The 22,923-nt window shown below is 68.5% G+C and carries 18 protein-coding genes; 5 read left to right on the forward strand and 13 right to left on the reverse strand.

The annotated features are described in order from the left end of the window. Positions 1-23: 23 nt before the first annotated feature. From IPG72_10395 to IPG72_10440, 10 genes are all read right to left on the reverse strand, one after another. Positions 24-743 (reverse strand): pilus assembly protein, encoded by a 720-nt coding sequence (locus IPG72_10395; GenBank protein MBK6769391.1) that lies wholly within the window; start codon positions 741-743, stop codon positions 24-26. Next, the gene (locus tag IPG72_10400) at positions 734-1,237 is read right to left on the reverse strand and encodes a hypothetical protein (GenBank protein ID MBK6769392.1); all 504 of its coding nucleotides are present in this window, start codon (positions 1,235-1,237) and stop codon (positions 734-736) included. Before IPG72_10400 ends, IPG72_10395 begins: the two co-directional genes overlap by 10 nt. Before the next feature lie 45 nt (positions 1,238-1,282). Next, positions 1,283-1,888, reverse strand: coding sequence for a prepilin peptidase (locus IPG72_10405; protein ID MBK6769393.1), 606 nt, complete (start codon positions 1,886-1,888; stop codon positions 1,283-1,285). A gap of 63 nt (positions 1,889-1,951) precedes the next feature. After that, a complete protein-coding gene (locus IPG72_10410) occupies positions 1,952-2,173 on the reverse strand; it encodes a hypothetical protein (protein MBK6769394.1) in 222 nt (73 codons plus the stop codon). Between the two features lie 265 nt (positions 2,174-2,438). Then, on the reverse strand, positions 2,439-2,696 hold the full coding sequence (locus tag IPG72_10415; GenBank protein MBK6769395.1) for a hypothetical protein: 258 nt from the start codon (positions 2,694-2,696) through the stop codon (positions 2,439-2,441). 178 nt (positions 2,697-2,874) lie between these two features. Beyond that, a complete protein-coding gene (locus IPG72_10420) occupies positions 2,875-3,540 on the reverse strand; it encodes a hypothetical protein (GenBank protein MBK6769396.1) in 666 nt (221 codons plus the stop codon). Further along, positions 3,540-4,433: a hypothetical protein gene (locus tag IPG72_10425; GenBank protein ID MBK6769397.1), complete on the reverse strand. Its 894-nt coding sequence runs from the start codon at positions 4,431-4,433 to the stop codon at positions 3,540-3,542. The genes IPG72_10420 and IPG72_10425 overlap by 1 nt, the downstream gene beginning before the upstream one ends. A gap of 24 nt (positions 4,434-4,457) precedes the next feature. After that, positions 4,458-5,675: a CpaF family protein gene (locus IPG72_10430; protein ID MBK6769398.1), complete on the reverse strand. Its 1,218-nt coding sequence runs from the start codon at positions 5,673-5,675 to the stop codon at positions 4,458-4,460. Next, a complete protein-coding gene (locus tag IPG72_10435; GenBank protein MBK6769399.1) occupies positions 5,672-6,508 on the reverse strand; it encodes a hypothetical protein in 837 nt (278 codons plus the stop codon). Before IPG72_10435 ends, IPG72_10430 begins: the two co-directional genes overlap by 4 nt. A gap of 51 nt (positions 6,509-6,559) precedes the next feature. Continuing rightward, positions 6,560-7,564 (reverse strand): ParA family protein, encoded by a 1,005-nt coding sequence (locus tag IPG72_10440; GenBank protein ID MBK6769400.1) that lies wholly within the window; start codon positions 7,562-7,564, stop codon positions 6,560-6,562. Positions 7,565-7,904: 340 nt separating this feature from the next. On the opposite strand from IPG72_10440, the gene IPG72_10445 reads away from it, so the two are divergent. Genes IPG72_10445 through IPG72_10460 form a run of 4 tightly spaced genes read left to right on the forward strand, consistent with a single transcriptional unit; the run spans position 7,905 to position 17,384 of the window. Continuing rightward, positions 7,905-12,632, forward strand: a complete 4,728-nt coding sequence (locus IPG72_10445; protein MBK6769401.1) for a HEAT repeat domain-containing protein — start codon at positions 7,905-7,907, stop codon at positions 12,630-12,632. After that, entirely contained in the window at positions 12,625-13,989 is a 1,365-nt protein-coding gene (locus IPG72_10450; protein MBK6769402.1) for a winged helix-turn-helix domain-containing protein, read from the forward strand. The genes IPG72_10445 and IPG72_10450 overlap by 8 nt, the downstream gene beginning before the upstream one ends. Before the next feature lies 1 nt (position 13,990). Beyond that, the gene (locus IPG72_10455; GenBank protein MBK6769403.1) at positions 13,991-16,018 is read left to right on the forward strand and encodes a tetratricopeptide repeat protein; all 2,028 of its coding nucleotides are present in this window, start codon (positions 13,991-13,993) and stop codon (positions 16,016-16,018) included. A gap of 10 nt (positions 16,019-16,028) precedes the next feature. Further along, on the forward strand, positions 16,029-17,384 hold the full coding sequence (locus tag IPG72_10460; GenBank protein MBK6769404.1) for a winged helix-turn-helix domain-containing protein: 1,356 nt from the start codon (positions 16,029-16,031) through the stop codon (positions 17,382-17,384). 66 nt (positions 17,385-17,450) lie between these two features. Here the strand turns inward: IPG72_10460 and icd are convergent, their stop codons facing one another. Further along, complete coding sequence (icd, locus tag IPG72_10465; protein ID MBK6769405.1) at positions 17,451-18,698, reverse strand: isocitrate dehydrogenase (NADP(+)); 1,248 nt, start codon at positions 18,696-18,698, stop codon at positions 17,451-17,453. A gap of 40 nt (positions 18,699-18,738) precedes the next feature. Further along, positions 18,739-20,331 carry a phosphoenolpyruvate carboxykinase (ATP) gene (pckA, locus tag IPG72_10470; GenBank protein MBK6769406.1) on the reverse strand — a complete coding sequence of 531 codons (1,593 nt, stop codon included), beginning with the start codon at positions 20,329-20,331 and terminating at the stop codon, positions 18,739-18,741. Between the two features lie 292 nt (positions 20,332-20,623). On the opposite strand from pckA, the gene IPG72_10475 reads away from it, so the two are divergent. Continuing rightward, a complete protein-coding gene (locus tag IPG72_10475; protein ID MBK6769407.1) occupies positions 20,624-21,091 on the forward strand; it encodes a CinA family protein in 468 nt (155 codons plus the stop codon). On the opposite strand, the gene ftsH is transcribed toward IPG72_10475, so the two are convergent. Continuing rightward, the gene (gene ftsH, locus IPG72_10480) at positions 21,072-22,910 is read right to left on the reverse strand and encodes an ATP-dependent zinc metalloprotease FtsH (protein ID MBK6769408.1); all 1,839 of its coding nucleotides are present in this window, start codon (positions 22,908-22,910) and stop codon (positions 21,072-21,074) included. The two genes, IPG72_10475 and ftsH, sit on opposite strands and share 20 nt — an antisense overlap. Positions 22,911-22,923: the final 13 nt, after the last annotated feature.

The raw sequence follows: 22,923 nt of genomic DNA on the forward strand, positions 1-22,923 counted from the left end.
CGTCCGTCCTTCCTTGCTGCCGACTACCGCGGAACACACGGGCAGAGGCACCGACACACCGGATCGTCCGGATCCGGGCACGGCGTCGGCGTTGGCCCGGGCGGGCACTCCGGCGGATCGTCGTTGCAGCGCGGGCAGTCTCGGCCCCGCGCTGCCGCCGTTGCCTTGAACGGCGGCACCTCGACGTAGGCGAAGCGCTGGCACGTCAGCGTCAGATGGGCGCGCGCCTCCTTCTCATCTTCCGTCTCGTCCGGCTTGCCGGCCCAGAAGCGTGGGAACGGGTGCGGCATGTCCACCGTGAAGCGGACGGCGAACTGGGCATCGTCGACGGCGTCGGCCGTCGCGTCCTCGGCGCTGGCGGGCGGCTGGGGCTCGCCGTGCGGTCCGTTGCCGGCGGACGGCCAGATCACGACGTTGTCCAAGTCGAGGGTCTGGCGCGCGAGCAGCTCCGAGCCGGCGGCCTCTTCCTTCAGGAAATCCAATGCCACCGCCGCCCAATCTTCCGGGTAACGCGATTCCTCGGGAAAGCGCGGGCCCTCGACCTGCAGGTAGCGGGCGGCCTGCCAGGCTGCGTTGCACAGGCGATCGCGCGAGCTCATCACGGACCAAACGGTGTACGTTCCGTACACGATCACGACAAAGGCGGGCAGGACGGCCACGAACTGGACGAGCGACGCGCCTGAGCGGTCGGCTTGCCAGCGGTTGGCCAGCTGGCGAGCCTTGCGCAGCAAGGTCACTTGCATAGGATCTCCCCCCTTCGCTTCTCGTTCAGGTTGAACCCGACCCCTGGGAAGGGCTCGACGCTGGGCATTTCGTAGTTGAAGTGAACTTCCATGTCGAAGTCCATCTTGCACTCGTACTCGCCGGAGCCGTCGAAGGTCACGTCGATGACCAAGCTGTTTGCGAACAGATCCGTCCGGGTGATCCAGGGGTTGTTCTTGAGCTCGTTCTCGATCAGGCGGCGGGCGATGGTGGCCCACTCATCCTCGCTGGCCACGGCGGGCGGGTAGAGCGACAGGTAGCGCACCGCCTCGTACGTGCCGGTGTGCAAGGACTCGCGCACCTGCACGACCTCCCAGGCCTTCATGAGGCCGAAGGTGCTGATGATGATCAGCGGCATCATGACCATCGCCTGGATGGCCGTGGCGCCGCTCCGGTCCGCGGTGAAGCGCTGCACGAGGCGCCGCAGCACCCGCCCAAGAGGCAGATCGGGTGTGAAGCTGAACCATCGGTTCATCGTCAAGGTCCTCTCTCCGGTGAGGCCGGCGGCGCGCTCACGGTCTCAGGCGCCCAGCGCCGCGAAAAACTGCCGGAAGTGCGTGACATACGGCTCGAGGCCGCTCCAATAGGGCCAAACGTAGATCGCGGCCGGCAGCGCGTATGTCCATGCCAGCGGCTTGCCGTGCTCCGTCAGGTCGGCCTCCGTCGGCAGCAGCGCGCCGGTGAGGGCGCGGGTGCGCAGCGCGCGGAGCTTGTTCATCAACCCGGCCCGCCAGACCTCGGCCGCGAACAATGCCGACGTCACGACGAACAGCACGACCGCCATGAGCAGGATGAACTCGCTGTGCGGAAACAGTGCCAGGAGCGCCATGAGGAACTTCGCGTCGCCGCCACCGATGAAGTGGAGCATCCACAGCCCGAAGCAGACCGCGAAGCCCACCAGGATGAAGATCGGCCGCACCCACCAGCCCGGCTCGCCGGGCAGGGCGGGCGTCGTGCGGAGCACGATGGCGGCGTACAGGATCTGCAACACGCCGACGCCCAGGAAGATCGGGCCGGTCATCCGGTTGAGGATGATGCCCTGCCGGGTGTCGCGCATCGAGATCAGCACCAACCACACCGTGATCACGACGCGCGTCCCGATGTCGAAGATCTGCAGCGCCGTCATCGACTAGCCTGCCCGACCGAGCGACACGCGCGCCGATGGCATTCGGCTGTACACCGCCCCGCCCTACGGCCCGACGGGCGTGATGAAGTCGCCCGGTGGCGGCTTCTCCATCGCTCCGAAGATCCGCTCGTAGAACAGCATGACCTCGTCCTGGATCGCCAGGATGACCGGGATCGTGACGATGAGCAGCACGGCCGTCACGACCGCCCACTCGAGCATCTCCGCCCCGTCGGTGTCGCGCCAGAAGCCCTGCAGCTTGGTGCGCAACTGTTGCTTGGTGCGCATGAGTACACCTCCCGCAAGTGCCGGCTGGGCCGCGGCGGTCGCCTTCGACGGCGCCGCGCGGGCCGGACAAGGACACTGGATGATCGAAAATAGCCATACCGAGTCGTTCAGCAATCGGCGTGCCACGACCCGCTTGTCGCCCGCCCAATGAACGGGGCAACACCCTCATGAAGGAATCGGATAAAGGAACCGGGCAGGGCAGCTGTGCTGCCCTGCCCGGTCGTCACCCGTTTCCGGAGGTGGGACGGAAGTCCCAGGGCGATGACTAGCCCGCGTCCTCGCCAGCCTCGCACTGGTAGGTCGAGGTGTCGCAGATCGTGCGGCTCGTGAGGGTGGTGATGTTGCCACCGTCGCGAACCTTGGCCACCCAGCACTTGATCGCGCACAGAACCGTGCCGATCGTGCGGCCGACCGCGGCGTAGAGAACCAGGGTGGCGACGACGAGGATGATGGTAACCAGAGCCCACTCAACGAGCTCCGGGCCAGTCTCGTCCTGCCAGAAACGCTTGAACGTACCGATCATGGTTTAGGCCTCCTGAAGGTGAGGATAAAAGGAACTACGGCCAGTATAACCAGTCCGAACAGGGATTGCAAGGGGTCTGCGGACCAATTTGGCCCCTTGCACCGAATTGTCAGGTTCGCGTCAGCTTGGGCGCTCTCGCTGCCGGTCGCCGGCACTGCCGATCCGCTGCACCGCCCGCTCAACCGCCGCCGATGCCGGGGATCTCCGTCGTGCCGGGGCCGGTCGCGCCGCCCAGGTTCTTCACGAAGAGCAGGATGAGCGGCGCCCCGAGGAGGAGAAGCGTCATGAAGAAGACGCCCATGATCATCGGAATCGTCAGGATGACCGGCGCCCGCTCGATGTCCTTCTCGACGCGGATGCGGATCTCCTCCTCGATGTCGTCGAGCGTCGTGTTGACGGCCTCGGAGTAGGAGAGGCCGCCTTCGTGCGCCAACTCGAGGCGCTCGGAGAGCTCGGCCAGGTGCTCGTTGTTGAAGTCCGTCGCCAGCGCCCGGATGACGGCCTCCGGCTCGACCTGCAGCTGCGAACGGACGCGGGTGATCAGTCGTTTGCCGAACTGGCCGCGGTCGCCGAACTGCTTGGCCGCCTGGTTCAGCGCGCCCGCCATCGTCTCGGCCAGGCTGAGCGACAGCTGCAGCGTGAGGACGAAGTCACGGACGGTCGGCAGGTCAACCTCGAAGGCCGGCCGCTTGCGCACCCGGCGCCACCAGTTCCGCGGCCGGTACCGGGCGTAGCGTGGCGCGCGGCGCTTGGCTTGGATGCGCCAGAACGGGCGCCACATCACGGCCATGCCGATGCCGAACATGAAGACCGCGACGATCGCGAGCATGATGGAGAAATCCATCAGAGAACCTTCTCCTTGAGCGTCACGGCCTTCCGCTCGATGATGTAGCTCGTCCCGACCGAGATGCCGGCGACGATGAGGAACATGATCTGACCGGCCGTGTACTCGTACAGCTCGCGCAGCATCGGCACGAAGCCGATGACGGCGATCATGCCGAGCGCGATCAGCTGGATGATCCGCGTCTGCCCGGTAACGACCGTCATGTTCACCTCGGACTTGTCCCGCAACTCCCGCGCCCGCCGAAGGCGCTTGAGCAGGCCGTCGAGCGCGACCATGATGTCTTCGTGCTTGGAGTCCTCACCCCGCTGCAGGATGTAGACGAACTGCTCCATGTACGGGTCCTGGATCCGCTCGCGCAGCTCGCTCCATGCCCGGGCCGGATGCGCCGTCACGTAGAACGTGGTCACCGCGTGGGCCACCGCGCCGCCGACGGGCTGCGGGATCTTCTTGTTGGACTCCTCGAGCGCGTTGAAGACCGTCGGCCGGATGCGGAAGACGCTCTTGAACGCCGCCACGAGCTCGGCCACCTGACCGGTGATGAGCAACCGCTCGCCGACCCGGGCGGCCTTCGACTGCCGCCACGTGAGCCAGCCGCCCACGATCAGGATGAACAGCGCCGGCGCCCAGGCGCGCTTGATCACCGCCTCGACATCGATCGGATCCATGCCCTCCGGCACAATCGCGCGGTTCAGCCCGCGGATGTAGAGGTAGAAGACGACCAGGGTGTAGATCCCGAGGGCGTACACCTTCCAGTCGATCTTGCTGCTGACCTTCTTCTTGGCGATGGCCCGGCCCTTCTTGAGCCGGCCGCGCATACGGTGCGTAATCCAGTCGTACACCAGGAAGCCGACGATCAGGCCGCCGCCGACCATCAGGAGGAAGATTGGGCTCATGGCATCGCCTCCAGCTGACCGCGGCTACGCTTCGCGCCAGCGGCGCGGTTCGCGCAGCGGCGTCCACGTCTTGCGCCGCATGTCGTACTCCTTGATGACCTCGTAGTCATACTCGACCGCCTCGCCGGTGCCGCGCGTGACGCCGTGTACCGCGATCATCTCCCGCATATAGCGCTTGTACTGCTGGCTATCCGGGTCGTAGCCCTTGTGGATGTGGACCGCCAGTCCAAGACCGGAGCCGATGATCTCACGCCGCTCGTCGAGCGGGATGCCGCTGCCGCGTGACAGCGTCTCGATGCGCGTCATCGCCAGGCGGGCAGAGTGCGCGTGCGTCGTCGTATAGGCCGTGATCCCGAGGTTGAGGCCCATGATGAACTCGATGGCCTCTTCCGACACCGTCTCGCCGATGATCATGACGTCCGGCCGCATCCGCAGGAAGACGACGTTGACGACGCGCCCGACCTCGCCGTGCCCTTCCTCGACGACGAGGTGGGCGTAGTGGCCGAGCTGCGGCTGCACTTCCTGGAACGTCTCGACGAGCGCCAGCTGGCAGTGCTTGGGCAGGTACTGCGTGAACGCGTTCAGGATCGTCGTCTTGCCGGCGCCCGGGCGGCCCGAGAAGATCGCGCTCTTGTCCATCATCCGCGCGACGCCCTTGAGGAACTCCGCCGTCTCGGCGTCGATCGCCTTGTACTCGATCAGATCCTCGAACGTCAGCTTCTTGCGCGAGAACCGCCGGATGTTGATGGCCGTGCCCTCGCGGGAGAGCGGCGGAATGGCGGCGGTGAAGCGCGATCCGTCCGGCAGGCCGAGCTTGATCTGCGGGTCCTCGGCGCCGATCTCCTTGCCCTCGAGGTCGGCGATGCGGCGGGTCATCCGGTAGAAGTACTCGTCCGGTGCAACCTCGCCGACGTCATGGATCTGGCCCATGCGCTCGATCTGGACGAAGCCCTTGCGGACGATGATCTCCTCGACGCCTTCCTGCTCCAGGTACGGCTGCAGGACGCCGAGGCCGGTGATCCGGTTCGCGACCTCGCGCGCCACCGCCTGCCGGTCCTCTTCGGCGACATCGAGTCGCAGCTCCTTCATGGCCCGCAGGACGTTGGCGTGGAACGCGAGCTCCTCCTCGGGGTTCACCGCGTTCGCGCGGCGCCAACGCGGCACCGGGATCTCACGCCGGACGCAGTAGTCCTGAACCTTCTTGACGATGTCGTTGTAGTCGTAGCGTGCAACGCTGCTCATCGGCCACCGCCTCCCCCGGTGCGGGGCGGCTGCGGCGCCGGCGTGCTCTTGAGGATGCCCGCCAGGGCGGTCGCGGTGAGGGAGAGGTCGTACGGCAGGCCGCTGGTGGCGGTGGCGGCGGTGGCCGGGGTGGCGTACAACTGGCCCGGCGTCTGGTTGGCGGCGAGCGTCAGCCACGGGTCCAGGTTCTGCGCGCCGAGGGCGTCGATGATGTGGAACGCCTTGTCCGGCGGCACGGCCACCGTGACGAGCGTAACCGGGCGCTCACGCGCGTCGCCGGAGGTCTTGATCTCCCCCGTGAGCGGGTCCGGCTGCCGCGTGGCCTGCGACGGCGCGCTGCCGGCCGCCGAGACTCCGACGACCCATACGCGCGGCTCGACGAGGACGGTGAACTCGCGGTTGTCGTCATCGCGGCCCGAGCCGTACACGTTCACGATGTGGCCGGGGCGCAGCTTGCCGCCCACCAGCTTCTCGGGCGAGGCGCCGAACGAAACGATCTCGAGGTTGAGATCCTTGACGTAGCGGACCTCTTCCGGCGGCAGCGCGTTCTTCGTGCTGATGATGTCGCCCGGCGCGATCCGCGCCGTCGTCATCTTGCCGGGCACGAAGTCCACCGGGTAGGCGCCGCGGTCGCGGGCCTGCGTCGGCGAGAGCGTCGTGGTCTTGAGCATGTCCTGGGTGACGATCGTGTACGGCTCGATGGCCGCCGCCGCAACGGCCACGTTCACCGGCACCGCGGTCTGCGGCTTGTTGAACAGGCTCGACAGATACATGAGCGCGCCGATGCCGAGAATACCGACACCGGCGATCAGGGCAATCGAACGGATATTCATTGTGCGGTTCTCCCCCGTGTCCTCTGATTAAGGCGTGTGGTCAGGCGTCGATCAGGTCGGCTGGACGGCGGGCTTGGCCGCCTTCTTGGTCCGGCCGCCGCCGAAGAGGTTCGCGAACGGCCCCTTCGGCTCGTAAGCCCCCCACACCGCCGGGCCATAGGTGTGGAACAAGACCCGCTTGCCCAACTTGCCTTCGAACCGGTCGGCGGACCGCAGGACCGGCAGCTCGACGTTGCGCTCGATGCCCGAAAGGGCGACCGAGTCCACGATGCCGCCCATCTGGTTCATCAGCACGCCGGCCTTCGGCCCCATCTCGGCCGCCAGCTTCTCGGCGTTCTCGACGGCGTCCGGCCGGTCGGCCGTGGCCACGCAGTACCAGCGGTCGATCTCGTCGCGGACCGCGCCGATGAGGGCGTGCGGCCAGCGGGCGTCGATGACCGTCAGGACGTGCTCGCGCATGACGTCCTTGAGGTACTTGCCCAACAGCTGGATCGAGAGGTCACGCGAGTTGTCGTAGTCCATCGGGACGAGCGTGACGTTGTTCCAGACATAGGGTTCGATGTCCGGCTGCGTGGCGAGCTCGAAGAGCGCCGGCAACTGCTTGCCGACGAGGGCGCTCAGCGCCGACTCGCCGTACGTGAACTCGATCAAGCAGACCGGCAGCTTGGTGCGCTCGGCGAAGTGCTTGGCCGTGTCCATCGCGATGACGGACTTGCCGACGCCGCCCGAGTACGAGATGAACGCGATCGTGCGCTTCGTCGGCATGTCGCTCGAGTCGCCCGAAAGGCGGCGCGCCTCGCGCAGCCAAGCGTCGGGCTCGGCCAGGAACTCCTCGCTGGACACAAAGGGGACGTCGCTGTCCGACAGGATCCCCCGCAGCATCCCGACACTGTAGGGATGCTCAACCAGGTCGTCGAAGTCGACGATGATGAGCTGTGCGCCAGGGAGCGCGTCGTAGATCTGACCCGTAAACAGGGCCTTGTCGTACTCGAGTCCGGTCAACCCCTGCAGGACATCGAACACGGCCAGGTCTTTGGTGGCAACCAGAACTTTCACGGAGCGACACCTCTCTGCATGTTCCACCTCGTGCGGCGATTCGGTGGATCCAGCCCGGGGCAACCGATTCCCGAACCCGAATCCCTCCGCGAGACCCCCTCCGAAGCCTGACATCGCTGACCGATGGTGGACTTTCGGAGACCGAGCCTCCAATGTGGGGCGCATACTACTGTCGGGTTTCACCGTACGCTTGACCGTGACCTGACGGCCTTCTTACGAAAGCCTGACTGATTCCTGACCGGCGCGCGATGGCCGAGATTGCCCGTGCCCGTCGCGTGCGATATATTTCATCCTTGCCGATTGCGTCGCCCTTCACGGCGACGGCCCGACAGGAGATGCGGTGAGCGCGGGCGTAACGCGGCGACTCGGCCCGAGCGGGGGCCTGCGGTGGCAGGTGGCCACCCACTGGGGCATATACGGCAGCTATCTCGACGCGCTCGAAGCGCGCCTTTCGACCGGACGACTGCCCGGCGGCGCGTCGGTGCGGATCGAGGATGCCTACATCCCGCTCCGCCTCCGGCCGTGGTCGATGTCGCCCGAGGGTCGTTGGTCGGTGACGAGCGGCACGCCGCTCATGTCGCTGGACGAGGCGCTCGAGGCGCACCGACACGTCCTCCTGATCGGGCCGGCGGGCACGGGCAAGAGCACGCTCGTCCGCTGGCAGGCCGTGGCGTCGGCTCGATCGGCCAAGCATATCGGCCGGCGCGCGCTGCTCACGGATGGCGGTCCGCCGCCCCTGCCCGTATATATCGATGGCCCCGACCTACCCCCCGAGGGCGACCTCGAGGCGGTCTGCGGTCGCATCGTCGAGACGTTGGCCGGAGAGGGCGGGCAGGCGTTGTTCCTGCAGCATCTTGCAGTCGGACGCGCCACGCTGCTCTTCGACGGCCTCGACACCGTGCCGCCGGACGCGCGCCGCCGCGTCGCCGAGCGGGTGCGCGAGCTCGTTCGGCGCCACCCGAGCGTGCGCGTCGTCGTCGCGATGCGGGACGCGGCCGACGCGGCGCACCTCGCGGAGTTCGCCGTCCTCGAGGTCGCCGGCGTCGATCCGGGCGAGGTCGAGACGCTGGTTGCCCGCTGGGGCCAGCGCAGCGGCGCCGACCAGAACGCGTTCCTTCAGGTCATCGAGCGCAACGTCCTCGTCCGGTCGCTCGTCGCGCGGCCGGGCTGGCTGGCCGCCGGCCTCTCGCGCTCCGTCGGACCGCGCCTTCGCGCGTTCGACGTCGTCGCCAACTTCGTCGCGTTCATCGACCCGGAGGGCATCGAGCCGTTCCCGGCCATGGCGCTGGCGATGCACGAGGCCGGTGGCGACGTCGGCCGGGCGGAGGATGTTGCGCCGGAGCGGCGATCGTCCGGCTTGCTGTGGTGGCTGTCGGACGATCGGTTCACGTTCGTCCATGCGTCGGCGCAAGCCTACTTTGCCGCAGCCGCGATCGCCGCCGACTTCGAGGCCCACCGGGCACGCCTTCTCGACCGCGCCAGCGATCCGTGGTGGCAACCCGTGGTCGTCTTCACGGCCGGCCATCTCGACGGGCCGAACGCGGCCCGGTTGGCGGACGACCTCCGCCGCGCCGGGCACGTCGAACTTGCAGGCCTGGCGCTGGCCGAAGCGATCGATGCGCCCGAGCCGCTCGTCGAAGCGGTGGCCGCGGCGCTGCTGGAGCGCCTGATGACCGTCGCGCCGGCCGACCGGCAGCGGCTGGCGGTTGCGCTGGCCGGCCTCGTCGGCACCGAGCCCGTTCGCCGGACCGGCGTTTCGGGGCCGGTGCTGCAGACGCTGGCGCACGGGCCGGCGCTCGCCCGCCAAGCGGCCGCCCGCGCGCTCGGTGCGCTCGAGGACCCGGCCGCCATCGCGCCGCTCCTCACGTCGTTGGGCGACCCGGAACCCGGCGTCCGCGCCGCGGCGTCGGACGCGCTGGCCGCGTTCGGCGAGCGCGCACTGCAGCCCCTTGTGCGGCAGCTGTCCTACCCGAGCGAGCACGTGCGCGATGCCGCCGCGCGCGGGCTGGCGCGCATGGGGATCGGCGCGGTGCCGGCGCTCGTGAGGCTGCTCGACAGCACGTCACCCACCAGTCGCAACGAGGCGGCCGAGACGCTTGCGGCGATCGGTGCCCCGGCGGTGCCGGCGCTCGTCGCGCTCGTCGCCGGCGAGGGTGCGATGGGTGACCGGACGGCCGCACGGCTCGACAGCGCCGCCGCCTCGCTCAAGCGCATCGGGGCGCCGGCGGTGCGCGAGGTCGTCACGGCGTACGCGGACGCGGATCCGCCGACGCAGGCGCGATTGGTGAACATCCTGCGGGCGATGGGCGACGGTGTGTTCGAGGCGTTCGGCGCGATCATCGCCGACGCGCGCCAGCCCAACGGCAGCGAAGCAGCGGCGCTCCTCGGCCTCGTCGGGCAGAAGCACGGCGGCGCGATGGCGGCCAAGCACCTCGTCGCCGCGCTGGGCGACAGCCGCTTCGAGGTACAGGACGAGGCGCGGCGCAGCCTGTCCCATCTCAAGGACGATGCGCGCGCGGCGCTCGTGGCGGCCCTGACGCACAAGGACGTCCGGGTGCGCTGGGAAGCCGCGCAGATTCTGCTCAAGCTTCCCGCCCCGCCGATTCCCGAGCTGCTCGGCGTGTTCGAGGTCCGGCTGGCCGGCAGCGACGTCGGCGAGCGGCGGCAGGCTGTGGAGGCGCTGGGCAAGCTGATGGACCCGGCGGCGGCGGCCGTGCTGCGCCAGGCGATTCAGGATGCCGACCCGATCGTCCGGCGCTCCGCCATGCAAGCGCTGGCGGCGGCCGACCCGACGGGCGCGGCGGAGCCGCTTGTGGCCCGCTGGGCGGCCGAAGAGGACGTGCCGACGGCGTTGACGCTCTTGGACGTCCTCTCCACCGTCGACGCCGGCACGGCGATCCCGGTGCTGATCGACGCCCTTGCCGCATCGGACAAGCGGTTGCGCGTCGCTTCGACGGAACTGCTGGCGAGCATCGGCGAGGCGGCGGTCGTGCCACTCGTTTCCGCGTTGAACGCCCGTCCGGGCGAGATCGACCTCGAGGGCAGCCTGCGGGTGCTCGAGCGGGCCGGGACGGCTGCCCGTTCGGGCGGGCACACGCCGGCCAACCTCGCGCGAACATACCACCGGATGCTCGTCGAGCCGCTGGACGTCGACGAGCTCGTCTACCTGGCGACCACGATCGAGTGGTGGCCACCGGCGCTCGAGCTGCACCGAACGTTCCTCACCGCCAAGAAGTTCATGGCCGTCCAGAGCCTCGGCGGGATCGGCAACGCCGAGCAGGATCTCGACTGGATCGACGCCGAGGAGTGGTTGCGCCCGGCGGCGCAGCGGGCGATGCGCCAGCTGCGCCTCATCTCGCAGTCCGTGCAGTACTACAACCGATCCGGCAAGCGTTCCGCCAAGGAGAAAGGACTGCTCAACGCGATCGCGCAGCTGAACGACCTCCAGACGCTGGCCGGCGACCTCGGCGTGCCGCACGACCGCGTCCTGCTCGGCGTCGTCGATCACTGGCGCACGCTGACGAACGCCGCGATTCGGGAGTTCCAGGGCCGCGCCGAGCTCGCCCTCGAGGCCCGCACGGAGAACGTCCGCATCCGCGACATCGACACGACGGCCGTGCTCGTGTTCGAGATCATCAACGCCGGCGAAGGCCTGGCATCGAACATCCAGATGACGCTGTCGGCGCCCGACGGCGAGGTCGCGCTCCAGTCGTCGCCGACGCACTATCTGCCGCCGCTCGGCCAGGGCGACCGGCTGTCCGTGGAGTACACGGTCCGGCGGCACGGCGCGGGCATCGTCCCGCTGTCGGTCGACGTGCGCTACGACGACCCACAGGGCGAGGGCCAGCTCCAGTCGTTCACCCAGCAGGTCCGGTTCTTCGTCGAGGAGCAGGAGTACCGCGAGATCGGCCCGAGCCCGTACATCGCCGGCCCGCCGGTGAAGTCACGTGAGATGTTCTATGGCCGCGGCAGCATCTTCACCTGGGTGCGCGAGAACCTTTCGGGCACGTACCAGGCCAACGTGCTCGTCCTCTACGGCGAGCGGCGGACGGGCAAGACGAGCGTGCTCTACCAACTGCAGCACCACCTGCCTGAGTACGGCTTCGTCCTCATCGACCTGCAGTCCATCGCGTACGCCCTCGGTTCGACGACGGACGTGCTGTACGCGATGGCGCGCAAGGCGGCGACGGGCCTCAGCCGCCAGGGGTTCGTTCTCGAGCGGCCGGAGCGGGAGCAGTACGTGGACAACCCGCTCGAACAGTTCGTCGACGTCGGCGAGGAGATCGGCCGGCAGGCGATCGCGAGCGGCCGGCGCGCGGTGATCATCTGCGACGAGTTCGACCTCCTGATCGAGGCCGTCGAAAATGGCCAGGTCAGCCCGTACGTCTTCGACACGATCCGCGGTCTCATGCAGCATCAAGAGGGGCTGAGCTTCATCTTCACCGGCGCCTACAAAGTGTCCGAGATGCTGCGCAACCCGACGAGCATCCTGTTCAATACGGCGCTCCGCCGCAAGGTCAGCTTCCTCGAGCGGGACGAGGCCGAACGGCTCATCCGGGAGCCCGTCCAGGACGTGCTGTGGTACGATGACTTGGCCGTGGAGAAGATCCTGCGCGTCACCGCCGGACAGCCTTACTTCATCCAGTACATCTGCCATGAGATCGTCAACCTCTGCCGCCACGACCGCAAGAACTTCGCCACGCTGCGCGACGTCGATCGGGCGCTGCAGACGACGGTACAGGAAACGACCGGCATCATTCGCAACGGCTATCAGTCGCTGACCCGCGAGGAACGGATCCTTCTGGCCGCTGTCTCACGCGTGACGGACGACGGCCGGCCGTACGTCGGGCTTGACGATATCCTCGACACGCTGAGGCAGGACAACGTCGACGTGCCGAAGCGGGACGGGATCGAGGTCATGCGCCAGTTGGTCGATCGCGACTTCATCACCGAGCGTGCCGGCGAAGGCTACGGCCGGCAGTACGGGTTCACGATGGAGCTTGTCCGGATCTGGCTCGAGCAGAACGACGAGTACAACCGCCTACTTGAGGAGCTCCGCCATGAGTGAGCAGCGCACCCCGTTCGTCCTCGGCAAGCCGATCAAGACACCCGAGGACTTCTACGGCCGCGAGCGTGAGCTCCGCGAGCTGTTCGAGTCGGTCAAGAACATGCAGCCGGCGGCGCTGGTCGGTGAGCACCGCTGCGGCAACACGTCGATCCTCTACCAGATGCTGCACCCCGACCAGCAGTCCCGGTTCCTCTCCGAGGACGAGCGCGAGCAGCTGATGTTCGTCTTCGTGAACGCCCAGCTGGCGGGCGACTCGCCCGAGTCGCTCTTCCGGCGGGTGGCGCTGGCGTTGCGCCGGGCCGACGAGTCCTCGACGTTGGACTTCGGCGGCACGATCGATCGGGCCTGGATCGAGGACTATCTGGAGGACGTCGCAACCCGCGGCCGGCGGCTGGTCCTCCTGATCGATGAGTTCGACGTGCTGGCCGGCTATGAGGGCAGCTTCTGGGAGTGGTTCCGCGGCCTGTTGATCGAGTACGACGTCTCACCGGTCGTCGCCAGCCGCCTCGAGCTCGGACGGTTCCGCGAGGACTGGGGCAGCGGTTCGCCGTTCTTCAACATGTTCCGCACGGTGTACATGGGTTCGTTTACGCCCGAGGAGGCCGACCACTTCGTGGCCGAGATCTCGGCGATCTCCGATTTCGACTTCCGGCGCGTCCGGCCCGTGATCGACCGCCTGGCCGGCCGGTTCCCGTTCTACATGCAGGTGGCGATGGCGCTGCTGTACGTCCACGTCGGGGACGCGGCGCTGATCGACGACGACGCCGTTGCCGCCGTCGAGCAGGAGTTCCGCGCGCGCAACGAGCACCTCTTCGCCGACGCGTGGCCCAAGCTGCCCGACCTCGAGCGCGAGGCGCTGTGCCAAATCGCCGTCGGCCACGGCCAGGATGCGCGGGCAGCTTCCGCCGTGCACAAGGCGATGCCGACCCTCGAGCGCCGTGGCTACGTGCTGGACGGGCAGATCTTCTCGACGGCGTTCGCCGACTTCGTCCGGCGGCAAATGATGCGGATCGAGCTGAACGCCGAGACCGGCGAGGTGCGGATCGAGAAGCGGAGCGTCGAGTTGCCGCCAAAGGAGTTCGCGCTGCTGCGCTTCCTGATGGACAGCGAAGGCGACGTCGTCACGAAGGACGATATCGCCGCCGCGGTCTGGCCGGAGTACAGCGGCAACTCGCTTGGCGTCACCGACGCGATGATCCAGAAAACGATCAGCCGCCTGCGCAAGGAGGTCGAGGTCGACGAAACCGAGGAGGGCGGCTTCCAGCATATCGAGAGCATCCGCGGCCAAGGTTACCGCTTCCAGAATGCGAGCGTGCAAGACGTCTACCAGCAGCGCGAGACGATGGCCACCGCCTGAGATGCAGCGTGGGGAGATCGTCGCCAACCCGTATATCTTGACGCCGCTGACGGACGGCGTCGGGTTCTTTGGCCGCGATTCCGTCCTCCAGTTCGTCCGCAACACGCTCAACAGCCCGTACCAGAACGTCATCGTGCTGTTCGGACAGCGCCGGATCGGCAAGACGAGCCTGATCCATCAGCTCCGACAGAGCGGTGAGACGCCGGCGGGCTGCCGGCCGATCTACTTCGACCTGCAGGGCCGCGCCGAGCATGCGCTCGCCCAGGTGCTGTACGGTCTGGCCCGTGAGATCAGTCGCAGCCTTGCGATCGAGCTGCCGCCGCGCGCCGCATTCGAGGACGAGACGTTCTTTCAGTACGTCTTCCTGCCCGAGGTCTACCGCGTGATCGGCAACGACCGCCTCCTCGTGCTCGTCGATGAGTTCGACGTCCTCGGCGGTGAGCACGTGCCGCCCGATGCGGCCTACCACGTCCTGTTCGGCTATCTGCAGGACCTGCTCATCGACGAGCAGCGGCACCTGACGTTCATCTTCGTCGTCGGCCGACGCCTGGACGAGCTGCCAAGCCGGATCAAGGCCACGTTCAAGAGCGCCCAGTGCAAGCGGATCTCGCTCCTCGACCGCGCCTCGGCGACGGACCTGATCGTCGAGCCCGCGCGTGGGCTCGTCAGCTACGACCGCGATGCCGTCGAGAAGCTGCACGCGCTGACGAGCGGGCACCCGTACTTCCTGCAGCTCCTGTGCTACGAGCTCTTCGATCGCTGCATCCGCCAGGGCAATACGCGGATCACCGCCGACGACATCTCCGACGACGTCCTCGAGCAGGCGATGGAGCTCGGGATGGGCGGCCTCGCCTGGTTCTGGGACGAGTTCCCGCCCGCCGAGCGCTTCCTGCTGGCGGCCGTCGCCCACCTGACGCACGCGCACGAGGTCGCCAGCCTTCGCCGGATCGGCCAGGCGCTGCACGAGCACGGCGTGAAGCTGCAGGGCATGGAGCTGTCGACGGCTCCCCAAGTGCTGACGGACTGGGAGATCATCGAGCCCGTCGGGCGCGACGCATTCCGGTTCAGGGTCGACTTCCTCCGCCAGTGGATCCTCACGAAGCACTCGCTCGACGAGGCGAAACGCGAGCTCGAGCAGGTCAGCGCGCGCGCCGTGCGTGACTACGAGCAGGCGCGCCGGCTGCACCACGACGGCGAGCTCGATGAGGCGATCTCGGCCTACCACCGTGCGCTCGCCGCCAACCCAAACCATGCCCGCGCACAGCTCGGGCTGGCGCAGGCGCTGTACGAACGCGGTCAGCTCGAGCACGCGATCGACGCCTTCGAGAAGGCGTACCGAACGGATGTCGAGAGCGCGCGCGACGGGCTGGTGGCGGCGCACCGCGACACCGGCATCACGCTCGAGTCCGAGGGCCGTTTCGATCAGGCGCGGCCGCACTACCAGCGGATCCTGGACATCACGCCGGACGACCCGCTCGCCCTGCAGCGAATGCGCAACACGTGGCGCGCCACAGCCGGCTCGCATCTGGCCGCCGGACGCTGGGAACAGGCCGTCGAGGCCTATCGCGAGGCGCTGCGCTACGTGCCCGACGATGCCGTCATCCAGCTGGCCGTCACCGAGCTCGAACAGCGCCACCTCGAGGCGGAAGCACTCAAGCGGCGCCGTCAGCAGCTGGAGCGTGCCGTGCTGGAAGCGCGCTTGCGGGAGGAGCAGACACGGCGTGAGCAGCTGGAGCGGACGGTGGCGTTCATGCTTCCGCGCTTCGCTGCGATTACAATAGGCCTCGGCCTGATCAGCGCGGTTGCCGTCGGGGTGGCGCCCGCGCAATGGCAGCCGCGGCTGTGGCCGTTGCTCGTGATCTCGCCCGCCGTCATCCTGGCCGGCTACCTGTGGTCTCGCCACAGGCTGATGCGCGGCCCGGCGACAAGCGATGAACCGTTGGCGCGCGAGGCGCCGCGGACCGAAAGCGGCCCTGCCCTCGCCCGGATCGACGGGTCCGAACCATCGGAAGCCGGGCCGCTCAGTTGAGAGTGGGTCCATGAACGAACCGTCCGACCTCACAACGCTTCACAGGCTGCGCGCCGCGGACAACCCGTTCACGCCGCACGCGCCGGCCGTCCATTCGATGTTCGTCGGCCGCGACCGCGAGATCGACCTGATCTTCGGCCATCTGTTGGCCGCGCAACGCGGCAACGTCGCCGTCAGCGGCCCGTTGGGCAGCGGCAAGTCGAGCGTGCTCCAGTACATCGCCCACCCTGAGATCGCCGCGCGCTATGGCGCGCTGCCGTCCAGCACACTGCTGCAGTACGTCGATGTGCAGAGCGTGACCCCGTTCACGTTCGAGGCCTTCTGGCGACGGGTCGCCCGTCTCGCGGGCCGGACACCCGGCGCGGCCGCCGCTTCGCTCGCCCCACTGGCCGACACGCCGATCCTCGACCTCATCGCCGTCGAGATCGTGCTCGACGATTTGGCCGACAAGGGCGGCGTGCTCGTGCTGCTGCTCGATGAGTTCGAGTGGGCGGTGCACGCTGCGTCCGCCGAGGAAGCGGCCCAGTGCCGTCACTTCCTGGCGCAGATGGCCTCGTTGGCGCGGCGGACCCCACGCAATCTCGCGATGGTGGTGGCCACCGAGCGACCGCTGCACGAGCTCACCCGTGAGATCGAGTCGTGGCGCGGTTCCCCGTTTGCGACGTTGTTCACGACGCTCGTGCTCAAGCCATTGTCCGCGGAACACACCCTGAGCCTGCTCTCGCACGCCACCACGGCCGCGGTGCGGATGGACGATGCGGACGCGCTGCTCATCCTCGAGCTCTCGGGCGGCCACCCGACCGTCGTTCAGGCGGGCGCGTTCGCGCTCGTCCACGGTCGGCGGCAGGGCCTCGACGGCGCCGGGCTGCACGACGTGATCCGCTCGGCGGTCGCCGACCTGCAAGCCGACGCGCTGGCCGGGTCCATGCAGTCCGCCGGCTGGGAGGGCGGCCTGACGCTCGCGCCCACCGCAGCGGCGCCGGCCGCATCGCTCACCGCAGCATCGCGCCCGGCGTTCGATGGGGCGCCGCCCGACGGATCCGTCGGCGGCGGCGTGCCGACACCCGGTCTATGGATCGACGAGCAGAGCGGCGACGTCTGGGTCGACGGCACCCGCATCGATCACCTGACGGCGCTCGAGTTCAGCCTGCTCCGCCTGCTGTGGCATCACCCGAACCGCTTGTGCAGCAAGGACGACATCATCCACCAGCTCTGGGGCGCCGAAGCGGCCGTCAGCATCGACGATGCGCGGGTCGAGAAGCTCGTCAGTCGACTGCGGCGAAAGATCGAGGCAGCGCCCGGCCGTCCGCAATACGTGCGGACGGTGCGCGGGCGGGGGTATCGGTACGTGCCGCGGGTGACGTAGGGCGCGGCGAAGGGTGTCGCCGAGGCAACGGCCCGCGGGCAGGCACGGGGGCCTGCCCGTGTGACGTCACATCCGGTCCACCACGGCCTGCGCGAAGCCGCTGCACGACACCTCCGTCGCGCCCGTCGTCTGGCGCGCGATGTCGTACGTCACGACCTTGTCGGCGATCGCGCGGCCGATCGCTCCGCGCAGCACTTCGGCGGCGGCGTGCCAGCCGAGGTGCTCGAGCATCATCAGTCCGGAGAGCGTGACGGCGCTCGGGTTGGCCTTGTCCATCCCGGCGTATTTCGGCGCCGTGCCGTGCACGGCCTCGAAGACCGCCACCTCGTCGCCGATGTTGGCGCCGTGGGCGATGCCGAGGCCACCGATCTGGGCGGCGGCGGCATCGGACAGGTAGTCGCCGTTCAGGTTGGGCAGCGCCAGCACCTCGTAGTCCCGGGTGCGGATGAGGATCTGCTGGAGCATGTTGTCGGCGATGCGGTCGTTCATGAGGACGTGTCCGGCCGGCTGCTTGCCGTCGTGCTCGGCCCAGAGCGCGGCCTCCGTGACCGTGCGGTCGCCGAACTCATCCCGGGCCACCTCGTAGCCCCAGTCGCGGAATGCGCCCTCCGTGTACTTCATGATGTTGCCCTTGTGGACCAGCGTCACCGTTGAGCGTCCACGGTCGAGGGCGTACTGGATCGCCTTGCGCACGAGGCGCTTCGTGCGGAAGGCGCTGATCGGCTTGACGCCGATGCCCGTGCCGTCGACGCTCTCGATGCCCTTGGCCCCCATCTCGTCGTTCAGGAACGTGATCAGCTTGCGCGCCTCGGGCGAACCGGCCTGCCATTCGATGCCGGCGTATACATCCTCCGTCGCCTCACGAAAGAGGACGATGTTCATGTTGCGCGGCTCGAGGACCGGGCTCGGCAGGCCCTCGATGTAGTAGACCGGCCGGACGTTGGCGTACAGATCGAGCGACTGGCGGATCGCCACATTCAAGCTGCGGATCCCGCCCCCGATCGGCGTCGTCAGCGGCCCTTTGATGCCGACGCGGAAGTGCGCGAAGGCGTCGAGCGTCTCCTTCGGCAGCCATTCGTTGCGCGCCGCCATCGCGCGCTCGCCGGCAAACACCTCGACCCACGCGATGGACTTGCCGCCGCCCGCCTTGCCGACGGCCGCGTCGAGCATCTTCTGCATCGCCGGCGTCACATCGGTGCCGATCCCGTCGCCCAGGATGAACGGGATGATCGGCCGATCGGGGACGTCCAACCGACCGTCGTTGGAGGTGATCCGCTGGCCGTCGGCGGGGATGGCGAGGTTCGGGAACGACATTGGGCGAGGCTCCGGCGTGTGGACGGGCTGTGGGGAACGATCAGCCCCGTGGGGCACAGGCGCGCACGGCAGCGCTGACGCCGTCGGCGTACTTTTCGAAATTGTCGCGGAACATGGCCGCCAGCTCGGACGCCTTCGCGTCGTATGCCGCCGCATCGGACCACGTGCTTCGCGGATCGAGGACCTCGGGCGGGACGCCGGCCACGGCCGTCGGCACCGCGACGCCGAACACCGGGTCCGGGCGCGTCGGCACGCCGTCCAGGTCGCCGTGCAGCGCCGCCGTGAGCATCGTGCGGGTGTGCGCCAGCGACATCCGCCGGCCGACCCCGTACGGGCCGCCCGTCCAACCCGTGTTCACGAGCCAGACCTTGGCCCCGTGGCGCGAAAGTCGCTCGCCGAGCATCGACGCGTACACGCCCGGGTGGCGCGGCATGAACGGCGCGCCGAAGCACGTCGAGAACGTCGCCGACGGCTCCTTCACGCCGCGCTCGGTGCCGGCGACCTTGGCCGTGTAGCCCGACAGGAAATGGAACATCGCCTGCTCGGGCGTCAGCCGGGCGATCGGCGGCAGGACACCGAACGCGTCGGCCGTCAGGAAGACGACGTTGCGCGGATGGCCGGCCATCCCGGACGGCACGAAGTTGCCCAGGTGGTCGATCGGATAGCTCGAGCGGGTGTTCTCGGTCAGGGCGTCGGATGCGTAGTCGGCCTCGCGTGTGACCGGATCGTAGGCGACGTTCTCGATGACGGTGCCGAAGCGCTCGGTTGCCCTGAAAATCTCCGGCTCGCTCGCGGCAGTGATGTGGATCGTCTTGGCGTAGCATCCGCCCTCGAAGTTGAACACGCCCGCCTCGCTCCAGCCGTGCTCGTCGTCGCCGATGAGCGGACGATCCGGGTCGGCCGAGAGGGTCGTCTTGCCCGTGCCCGAGAGGCCGAAGAAGAGCGCGACATCGCCGCCCGGACCGACGTTCGCCGAACAGTGCATCGGCATGACGTTTCGCGACGGCAACAGGAAGTTCATGACCGAGAAGATCGCCTTCTTGATCTCGCCGGCGTAGGCCGAGCCACCGATGAGGACCGTTCGCTCACCGAAGTGGACGACGATGTACGTTCCGGAACGCGTCCCGTCCGTCGCCGGATCGGCCACAGAGGACGGCGAGTGGAGCACGGTCCAGTCGGGGTGGAAGTCGGCCAGCGCCTCGGCGGGCGGCCGAAGGAACATGTTGCTGGCGAACAGGTTGTGCCACGCCCCTTCCGTGACGACGCGGACGGACAGCCGGTGGTCGGGATCCGCGCCGCACCATGCATCGCGCACGAAGAGGTCGCGCCGCTCGAGGGCGCGCAGCGTCTTGACCTTGAGGGCGGCGTACGACGCCGGGCTGAGGGGCACGTTCACCTTGCCCCACCAGACATTGCCGGACGACGAGGGTTCCTCGACGAGGAAGCGATCGTTCGGCGATCGACCGGTGTGCGCACCGGTCGTGCACGCCAGCGCGCCGCTGGCCATCAGGTGCCCTTCCCCCCGCGCCACCGCTTCTTCAACGAGCGCCGCCGGGGCGAGATTCCAGTAGACGTCCGCCTGCGGCTGCAATCCGTGCCCTTCGAGTCCGAAGCGCTCCGGCCGTTCTTGCATGCGAATCATGTCGCCTCTCCTGGTCTGGTTTCCCCTGTCAGGAATGAACCCTGTCCGGAATGAACCCTGTCCGGAGCGAACCCTGTCCGGAGTGAACCGCGCCGGCTAGTCTACCACACGGGGGCAACCCGGCGGCCACTTCGACGATGGCGGCCGTGTGGCCGGAGAGGGCGTCGCCGGCCGCGTCGCCGGCCGCGTGGACGGCGCGCCGAAGCGGGCATACGATCTGGCGATGACGCTCGGCCGCCCTTCCGACCCGGAACCCCTCGAACGGTCGCTCATCGACCGGGCGATGGCCGTCGGCGTGGCACTCGTGCAGCGAGGCTGGCGCCTCGCAACGGCCGAGTCGTGCACCGGCGGCCTGATCGGTGCGGCCGTCACCGCCGTGCCGGGGTGCTCGGCGTGGTACGTCGGCGGCGTCGTCAGCTACGCCGACCGCGCGAAGCACGACCTCCTCGGCGTTCCCGCGGCAACGCTGGAAGCGCATGGCGCCGTCAGCGCCCAGACCGCCGCCGCAATGGCGACCGGCGCGCTCGCCCGGCTCGGGGCCGACATCGCCGTGAGCGTCACCGGGATCGCCGGGCCGGACGGCGGGTCGGCCGACAAGCCCGTCGGGCTCGTGTGGTTCGGGATGGCAACGGCGGAAGGCGTGACGACGTGGTCCACACGAACCGACGGCGATCGCGCAGCGGTCCGGGCGGCAGCGGTGGCGGAAGCTCTCGATGCGGTGGCGGCGGTGCTCAGCTCGCGGCGCTCATGACCCCGACGAACTCGTCGCGGTCGAGCGTCTCGACCTCGAGGAGCTTGCGCGCCACGGCGTGTACCCGGTCGAGGTTGTCCCGCAGCGTCTTGACGGCGCGATCATACGCATCCGTCACCAGGCGCCGCACCTCATGGTCGATCTGTCGCGCCACGGCTTCGGAATAGTTCCGCTGCTCGGACAGCTCGCGGCCGAGGAACACGAGTTCCTGCTTCTGGCCGAACGTGATCGGGCCGAGCGACTCGCTCATGCCGTAGCGCGTGACCATGTCGCGTGCCGTCTTCGTGACGAACTCGAGGTCGCCCGAAGCGCCGGTGGAGACCTCGCCGAAGACGAGAACTTCGGCCGCGCGGCCGCCGAGCGCCGCGGCGAGGTCGGCGCGGAACTTGGCGCTGCTGCGCAGGTAGGTGTCCGATTCGGGCAAGGACGACGTGAGGCCGCCGGTCATGCCGCGCGGGATGATCGTCACGCGATGGACGGGGTCGCATTCGTCGAGCACGTGCATGACGACGGCGTGACCGGCCTCGTGGTAGGCCGTGATCTTGAGTTCCTCGGCCTCCATCGTCCGGCTCTTGCGCTCCGGGCCGAAGCGGACCTTGTCGACGGCCTGCTGGATGTCCTCGTTCGTGATCTGGCGGGCGTTGCGGCGCGCGGCCTGGATCGCCGATTCGTTTACGAGGTTCTCGAGGTCGGCCCCCGAGAAGCCCGGCGTCTGCTTGGCGACGGCGTCGAGATCGACGTCGGCGGACAGCGGTTTCCCGCGGGCATGGATCTCGATGATCGACCGTCGCCCCTTCACGTCCGGGCGGTCGATGACGACGCGGCGGTCGAATCGGCCGGGCCTGAGCAGCGCCGGGTCGAGGATGTCCGGGCGGTTCGTGGCCGCGACGATGATCACGTTCGTGTCGGTGTCGAAGCCGTCCATCTCGACGAGGATCTGGTTCAGCGTCTGCTCGCGCTCGTCGTGGCTGCCGCCCAGCCCGGCGCCGCGCTGGCGGCCGACGGCGTCGATCTCGTCGATGAAGACGATGCACGGGCTGTTCTTGCGCGCTTGGTCGAAGAGGTCGCGCACCCGGCTCGCCCCGACGCCGACGAACATCTCGACGAACTCCGAGCCCGAGATCGAGAAGAACGGGACGCCGGCCTCTCCGGCGATCGCCTTCGCCAGCAGCGTCTTGCCGCAGCCGGGCGGGCCCATCATCAGCACGCCGCGCGGAATCTTGGCTCCGAGCGCGATGAACTTTTCCGGCTCGCGCAGGAACTCGACGATCTCGGCCAGCTCCTGCTTCGACTCGTCGACCCCGGCGACGTCCGAGAACGTCACCGTCGGCGTATCGCCGGTCAGCAGGCGCGCTCGGCTGCGGCCGAACGAAAGCGCCTGGTTCGAACCGCTCTGCGCCTGGCGCATCATGAACGCCAGCAGCCCGATCATGAGGAGGAACGGCACGAGCGTCGAAACGAGCGCGCCGACGCCGGTGAAGTTGGACTGCCGCTCGACCTTGAACTTCACGCCCTGCGCGTCGAGCTGTGCGTAGCTGAGGCCGAGCTGCTCGACGAAGCCGGCGGCAACGCCCCGCTCCTTGAGCACGACGCGGCGCGCGAGCTCGCCAACGCCCGGATTGCGCAGCGTCACGATCGCCCGCGTTTCGTCGCCGCTGACGGCAATGCTCTGCACTTCGCCCTGCCGCACGAGCGCGGCGAGCTCTGACTGCGGCATCTGGAGTCGCGTGCCTCGCTCGGCTTGGTAGAGCGTCATGAGCCCGACCAGTCCGACGAACACAAACCCCCAGATCCACCAGCTGCGTCGTGTGTTCCGCATTCCGTGCCCAACC

Source organism: Candidatus Avedoeria danica, from assembly GCA_016703025.1.
GTDB lineage: Bacteria > Chloroflexota > Anaerolineae > Epilineales > Epilineaceae > Avedoeria > Avedoeria danica.